Source organism: Microbacterium barkeri (assembly GCF_027921765.1).
Taxonomy (GTDB): domain Bacteria; phylum Actinomycetota; class Actinomycetes; order Actinomycetales; family Microbacteriaceae; genus Microbacterium; species Microbacterium barkeri.
In genome coordinates this window covers 1-6,302 of record NZ_BSEJ01000025.1, presented here as the reverse complement: position 1 = coordinate 6,302, position 6,302 = coordinate 1, and the positions used below count along the sequence as shown (strand labels likewise).

The 6,302-nt window shown below is 72.9% G+C and carries 6 protein-coding genes; 4 read left to right on the top strand and 2 right to left on the bottom strand.

Features of this window, described 5'->3' with window-relative positions:
* Both PKE79_RS16365 and PKE79_RS16360 read right to left on the bottom strand, forming a co-directional pair.
* A partial coding sequence (locus PKE79_RS16365; protein WP_271174775.1) for a hypothetical protein occupies positions 1 to 510 on the bottom strand: 510 nt, incomplete at its 3' end.
* 178 nt (positions 511 to 688) lie between these two features.
* Positions 689 to 2,041 (bottom strand): M20/M25/M40 family metallo-hydrolase, encoded by a 1,353-nt coding sequence (locus tag PKE79_RS16360; RefSeq protein ID WP_271174774.1) that lies wholly within the window; start codon positions 2,039 to 2,041, stop codon positions 689 to 691.
* Positions 2,042 to 2,270: 229 nt separating this feature from the next.
* On the opposite strand from PKE79_RS16360, the gene PKE79_RS16355 reads away from it, so the two are divergent.
* From PKE79_RS16355 to PKE79_RS16340, 4 genes are read left to right on the top strand one after another with little or no spacing between them, the layout of a single operon-like run.
* The gene (locus PKE79_RS16355) at positions 2,271 to 3,554 is read left to right on the top strand and encodes an adenylosuccinate synthase (protein ID WP_271174773.1); all 1,284 of its coding nucleotides are present in this window, start codon (positions 2,271 to 2,273) and stop codon (positions 3,552 to 3,554) included.
* Between the two features lie 4 nt (positions 3,555 to 3,558).
* Positions 3,559 to 4,398 carry an SMP-30/gluconolactonase/LRE family protein gene (locus tag PKE79_RS16350; protein ID WP_271174772.1) on the top strand — a complete coding sequence of 280 codons (840 nt, stop codon included), beginning with the start codon at positions 3,559 to 3,561 and terminating at the stop codon, positions 4,396 to 4,398.
* Positions 4,399 to 4,456: 58 nt separating this feature from the next.
* Positions 4,457 to 5,881, top strand: coding sequence for a lactonase family protein (locus PKE79_RS16345; protein ID WP_271174771.1), 1,425 nt, complete (start codon positions 4,457 to 4,459; stop codon positions 5,879 to 5,881).
* A gap of 20 nt (positions 5,882 to 5,901) precedes the next feature.
* Entirely contained in the window at positions 5,902 to 6,210 is a 309-nt protein-coding gene (locus PKE79_RS16340) for a chorismate mutase (RefSeq protein WP_271174770.1), read from the top strand.
* Positions 6,211 to 6,302: the final 92 nt, after the last annotated feature.

Sequence of the window (6,302 nt, the reverse complement as noted above, 5' to 3'; positions counted from 1 at the left end):
GGCGACGAGGTGGCGTTCCATGAGCTCGACCCGGTCGGGGTGCCCGCCGCCGCGGCGGGCGGTGTCGACGGCCTTCACGATCCCCGCGGCCGCTTCCGGGCCGAGCAGTCCGGACGCGAGCCCGGCGGCCACGTGCACGCACCGGGGATCGAGGTCCTCCCCGGTCAGGGCGGTGCGGGTGCGGGTGGCTTCATCCAGCCGCACCCGCCCGCGCAGCTCCCGGTTCGACGCCCCGGTGAGCCGTTCGAGCAGTTCGAGCCCGGTGCGGCACCCGTACCGGCCCGCGAGCGGGTCGTCGTCACCGCGGCGGGAGCGGGCATCGATCTCTCCCGCGACCCGGGTGCGCAGCGCATCGAGCGTGCGCCCGAGGTGCTCGACCTCCCCCGCGAACGCGATCAGGTCCGCGTCCGTCACCCCGCGCACGCCCTCGGCCAGCCCTTCCAGCCCCGTCAGCGCGTCCCGGACCGCCGCGCCCGGGAAGAGAGGTTCGAATCCTGGCCCCTTCGCCATGCTCCCAGACTAGAACACATATCCGCCAAGTGCAAGACTTTTCTTCCTCTGATCGGGATGTTTCTGCGACGAGCGCTAGCACACACCACCGACATCGGCCCAGCGCACCAGACGACAGCACACCAAACAACAGCGCACCTCCGCGCGCAGGCGCGACCGAACGGAGATGCCGGTGCGCTCAGCGCTTCACGCGCACGCCGTGATCGCGCCCGAGGAACTCGCGCACGACGTGGTCGATCGCGTCCACCGTGAGGTCGAGCGACTCGAGATCGATGCGCTCGTTGTGCCCGTGGAAGAGGGTGCGGAACTTGCCGTAGTCCCAGCGGTCGCTGAGCACGCCGAAGCCGTAGGCCGGCACGCCGCGCAGCCGGTAGAAGCGCCCGTCCGTGCCGCCTGCGGCGAGCATCGGCAGCAGGTCGGCGTCGGGGCGCGCGCGGCGGACCGCCCCGCGCAGCACGTCGAAGAGAGGAGTGTCGGTGGGCGAGACGGTCGACTGCACGAACTCGTCGCCCTCGATGCGGACGTTCTCGAGCAGGTCGCCGAGCGCCTCGCGCAGATAGCCGTCGACATCCGCCGCGTCGACGTCGGGGAGGACGCGGATGTCGAGGCGCACGGTCGCCTCGCCGGGGATCACGTTGAGCTTGTCGCCCGCGTGCACGACGTTCGGCGAGATGGTCGTGTGCGTCGACGCGTGCGCGAACCCCTGCAGCAGACCGGTCGCGGGCAGGCCCTCGTAGAGGCGCTCGGGATCCTGCAGCTTCGCGGTCGTCTCCGCGTCGAGCTCGAGCGCGTCCGCGTACGCGTGCCACTGCGGCGTGATCACGGTCGGCGTGCGGAACCGCGCGATGCGCGCGACGGCCTCGGCCGCGATGACGGCGGCGTTGCGCGATCCCCACGGGGCCGATCCGTGGCCCGGGACGCCCGTGACGCGCAGCGTGCGCGGCGCCTGGCCCTTCTCGCCGATCATGATGCCGATCGCGGGCTTGCCGCCCGCGGGGGCGCCGCCCGACTCGGTCAGCACGTAGTCGGCGTCGATGAGGTCGAGCCGGTGCTCGGTGAGCCAGCCGGCGCCGTAGTGGCCGCCGTTCTCCTCGTCGGCGACGGCGGCGAAGACGAGGTCGCCGCGCGGGCGGAACCGCTGCCGTGCGATCTCCCGCGTCACGACGGCGTAGGCCGCCGTGAGATTGAGCATGTCGATCGCGCCGCGGCCCCACAGCACGCCGTCGACGATCTCGCCGCCGAACGGATCGCGCTCCCAGCCGGCCTCCTCGACGGGCACGACGTCGGTGTGCCCGAGCAGGGCGAGGGACGGCGCGTGCGGGTCGGTGCCCGGGATGCGGATGATGAGGCTCCCGCGGCCTGGGTGCGGCTCGACGACGACGCCGTCGAGCCCGGATCCCTCGAAGAAGCTCTGCAGGGTGCGCACCTGGCGGATCTCGTGGCCCGAGTCCGGGCGGCCGTCGTTCACCGCCGCGTTGCGGATCATCTCCTGCAGAAGCTGAGCCGTCTGCAGCCCGAGGCGCGCGCTCATCGCGCCGCCGCCATCCGCGCCGGCTGGAGAGGGAGGTTCCACATGCGCATCCCCTCGACGGTATCGGAGAACGCTGGCAATCCCGAGGCCGATGACGCCCCGTGGCAGCTCAGCGGGCGCCGCGGAGCGCCCCCGATAGGATGGCCAGGGAGAGCGCCGCGGCACACGCACGCCTCCGCCGGGAGCCGTTCCGGGCATCCGGGCACAACGACCCATCAGGGGGTATTCCATGCCGGGCATCGTGATCGTGGGCGTCCAGTGGGGCGACGAGGGCAAGGGCAAGGCGACCGATCTGCTCGGCGAGCGGACCGACTGGGTCGTCAAGTTCAACGGCGGCAACAACGCCGGGCACACCGTCGTCATCGGCGACGAGAAGTACGCCCTGCACCTCCTGCCCTCCGGCATCCTGAGCCCCGGTGTGAACCCCGTCATCGGCAACGGCGTCGTCATCGACCTCGAGGTGCTCTTCGCCGAGCTCGACGCGCTCTCGGCGCGCGGCATCGACGTCTCGAAGCTCCGCGTGAGCGCGAACGCGCACATCATCACGCAGTACCACCGCACGCTCGACAAGGTCACCGAGCGCTTCCTCGGCAAGCGCCAGATCGGCACGACCGGGCGCGGCATCGGCCCCGCGTATGCCGACAAGATCAACCGCGTCGGCATCCGCGTGCAGGACCTGTTCGACGAGAGCATCCTCCGCCAGAAGGTCGAGGGCGCGCTCGAGCAGAAGAACCACCTGCTCGTGAAGGTCTTCAACCGGCGCGGCATCACGTGCGACGAGATCGTCGAGGACCTCCTGTCGTACGCCGAGCGCCTGCGCCCGATGGTGTGCGACACCGGCCTCCTCCTCAACAAGGCGCTCGACGCGGGCGAGGTCGTGGTGTTCGAGGGCGGCCAGGCCACCATGCTCGACATCGACCACGGCACCTACCCGTTCGTGACGTCGTCGTCGGCGACCGCGGGCGGCGCCGCGACCGGATCGGGCGTCGGCCCCGGCCGCCTCGACCGCATCGTCGGCATCGTCAAGGCCTACACGACGCGCGTCGGGTCGGGCCCGTTCCCGACCGAGCTCTTCGACGAGCAGGGCGACTGGCTGCGTGCGGCGGGCTTCGAGTTCGGCACGACGACCGGGCGTCCGCGCCGGGTCGGCTGGTACGACGCCCCCATCACGCGCTACGCGACCCGCATCAACGGCATCACCGACCTCGTCCTCACGAAGCTCGACATCCTCACCGGGCTCGAGAAGATCCCCGTGTGCGTCGCATACGACGTGAACGGCGAGCGCTTCGACGAGGTGCCGGTCAACCAGAGCGACTTCCACCACGCGACGCCGATCCTCGAGCACTACGCGGGCTGGAGCGAGGACATCTCGTCGGCGCGCACGTTCGAAGACCTGCCGCAGACCGCGCAGGACTACGTGCTCGCGCTCGAGGAGATGAGCGGCACGCGCATCTCGGTCATCGGCGTCGGCCCGGGCCGCGACCAGGTGATCGTGCGCCACGACCTCATCTGAGCGCGTGATCGCCGCCGGCGCCGCGCTCGAGCGGCTCTGGACGGGCGGAACGTGGTGCGAGGGGCCGCTGTGGATCCCCGACGAGGGCTGCGTGCGCTGGAGCGACATCCCGGGCGACCGCATCCTCCGGTGGGATGCGGCAACCGGCGACGCGACCGAGCACCGCACGGGCGTCGAGTTCACGAACGGGCGCGCGCTCGATCGGGACGGCAGCGTCGTGCAGTGCTCGCACGGCCGTCGGCGGCTCGAGCGGGAGCGGGCGGATGGCACGGTGTCGGCTCTCGCGGACGGGTACGACGGCGTGCGGCTCAACTCCCCGAACGACGTCGCCATCGCCGCGGACGGCGCGTACTGGTTCACGGACCCGGACTACGGCATCACGCAGCCGCTCGAGGGGCACCCGGGCGAGCGCGAGTACGGGGCGTGCTGGGTGTTCCGGCTCGGTCCCGACGGCACGCTCGCGCCCGTCGTCCGCGACCTCGACCGCCCCAATGGCATCGCGTTCTCGCCCGACGGCGCGGTCCTCTACGTGACCGACACGGGTGCCGCTCCGGCGATCCACGCCTACGACGTGCAGGGCGTCGCGGTGGGGAGCGGCCGTCGCTTCGCGGCACCGGCCGTGGGCCACTCCGACGGCATCGCGGTCGACGTCGACGGCCGCGTGTGGTCGTCGGCCGGCGACGGCGTGCACGTGTACGAGCCCGACGGCCGCGAGTCGGCCTTCATCGCCGTGCCCGAGGTCGTGTCGAACGTGTGCTTCGGCGGCGCCGACCGCGACGAGCTCTTCATCACGGCGACGACGAGCCTCTACCGCATCCGCACGGCGACCCGCGGGCCGGCGTAGCCCGTGCGTCACCGGTCCGGCGGCGGGGAGGTGCGCCCCGGCGCGAGAGGATGGCCACATGAAGTTCTGGATCGGCGGCTGGGGCCCCGCGCAGGGCGGGGAGTCCGAGGGCATCTCGCTCATCACGGCGGGGGAGGCGGAGTCGCCGCTCGCCGGAGGCATGCTCGCCGACCGCGGCCTCGCCGCGCGCGCCGAATCGGCGTCGTGGCTCGCCGCTCACCCGACCCGCGACGTCGTCTACGCCGCGCTCGAGGCGGACGGCCGGATCGCCGCGTTCGCGCGGACGGGGGAGGTCGCGCTCGCACCGCACGGCGACGCCGTCGAGGCGGGAGCCGCGGTGTGCCATCTCGCGGTCGCGGCCGACGGCTCGCACCTCATCGCGTCGTGCTGGGGCGATGGACGGGTCGTGCACGTCCCGCTGCGTGCGGACGGAACGCTCGCGGCGCCGACGCTCGGCGCAGCGGCCGCCGACCCGTATGCCGCGGCACCCGAGCCCGACCTCAGCGCCGCGCTCGAGGGCGAGGGCACGGTGGACGTGAAGGACCTCCTGGCGCAGGGCGCCGAGCCGACCGACATCGCGGCCCTCCTCGCGGGCGAGCAGAGCGCGCAGCCGTCATGGGAGGGCGCGATGGACCTGCGCGCGCTCGTCGAGGGCGACGCCGACCCGAGCCGGATCGCCTCGGTGCTCGCGGGGAACACGGAGGACGACGGGCTGGCAGGCCTCCTCGCCGCGCTCGGCCAGGGCGCGTCCGACCCGTTCGACGACCCCGCCGTGCGCGACCTCCTCGCGAAGCGCAACGACGACGGCGGCCTCGAGACGCTCCTCCGAGACGCGCGCCCCGCGGATGGCGACCCGGAGGCGGGCGGCCGCGCGCCATCCGAGCCCCGGCCGTCGCGCGCGCATTCGGCGCTCTTCCTGCCCGGCGGGCTCGTCGCGACGACCGACCTCGGCTACGACCTCGTGCGCTTCTGGCGGCACTCGGCGCGCGGGCTCGCGCCGCACCACGAGGTCGTGCTCCCGTTCGGCACCGGGCCGCGGCACATGGTGCTGCACCCGAGCGGATACCTCTACGTGCTCACCGAGTTCTCGGGCGAGGTCTTCGTGCTCGGGCGCGATCGGGATGGCCGCTGGGCGCTGCGCGGCGGATCGCCCGCGTCGGGCGCATCGCTCGCCGGCGACACCGGCGCCGAGCTCGCCCGCTCGCGCGACGGCGAGTTCCTCTACGCGGGCCTGCGCGGCAGCGACACGCTCGCCGTGCTGAGGGTGCGAGGCGACGGCGGCTCGCTCGATCAGGTCGCGCTCGTCGAGGCGGGCGTCGTGACGCCACGGCACCACTTCGTCGGGCGCGACGCCCTGCTCGTCGCGGGCCAGGGGTCGAGCGAGATCGTCTCGCTCCCGCTCGACACGCGCACGGGCGTGCCCTCCCGGCCGCGGCACCGCCTGCCGCTGGCGACGCCGACGCACCTCCTGCCCACGCGCTGAGGGCCGGTACCCTCGATGGCATGAGCCTGAACGACGAGGAAGCCCACGCCGAGCTGCTGCGCCTGCGCGCCAGCATCGACAACATCGACGCCGCGCTCGTCTACATGCTCGCCGAGCGCTTCCGCTGCACGCAGCAGGTCGGCCGCCTCAAGGCCGAGCACGCCCTCCCGGCGTCCGACCCGAAGCGCGAGGAGCAGCAGGTCGCGCGGCTGCGCGCGCTCGCCGAGGCTGCGCACCTCGACCCCGAGTTCGCCGAGAAGTGGTTCAACTTCGTCGTCGCCGAGGTCATCCGCCACCACGAGGCCGCGGCCGAGGAGCGCCAGAGCTAGCTGTACTGCCCAGCCAGGTTGTTTGAGATCCGGCTGATGGGCGGGAGCTTCCCGGTCGCAGTGTGGGGCCTGTGGTGATTGTAGAAGTGCAG

What these genes read in the sequence shown, in the direction of transcription:
- PKE79_RS16340 (WP_271174770.1), top strand. Translation starts at nt 5,902, where the DNA reads ATGAGCCTGAACGACGAGGAAGCCCACGCCGAGCTGCTGCGCCTGCGC.
- PKE79_RS16360 (WP_271174774.1), bottom strand. Translation starts at nt 2,041, where the DNA reads ATGAGCGCGCGCCTCGGGCTGCAGACGGCTCAGCTTCTGCAGGAGATG.
- PKE79_RS16355 (WP_271174773.1), top strand. Translation starts at nt 2,271, where the DNA reads ATGCCGGGCATCGTGATCGTGGGCGTCCAGTGGGGCGACGAGGGCAAG.
- PKE79_RS16345 (WP_271174771.1), top strand. Translation starts at nt 4,457, where the DNA reads ATGAAGTTCTGGATCGGCGGCTGGGGCCCCGCGCAGGGCGGGGAGTCC.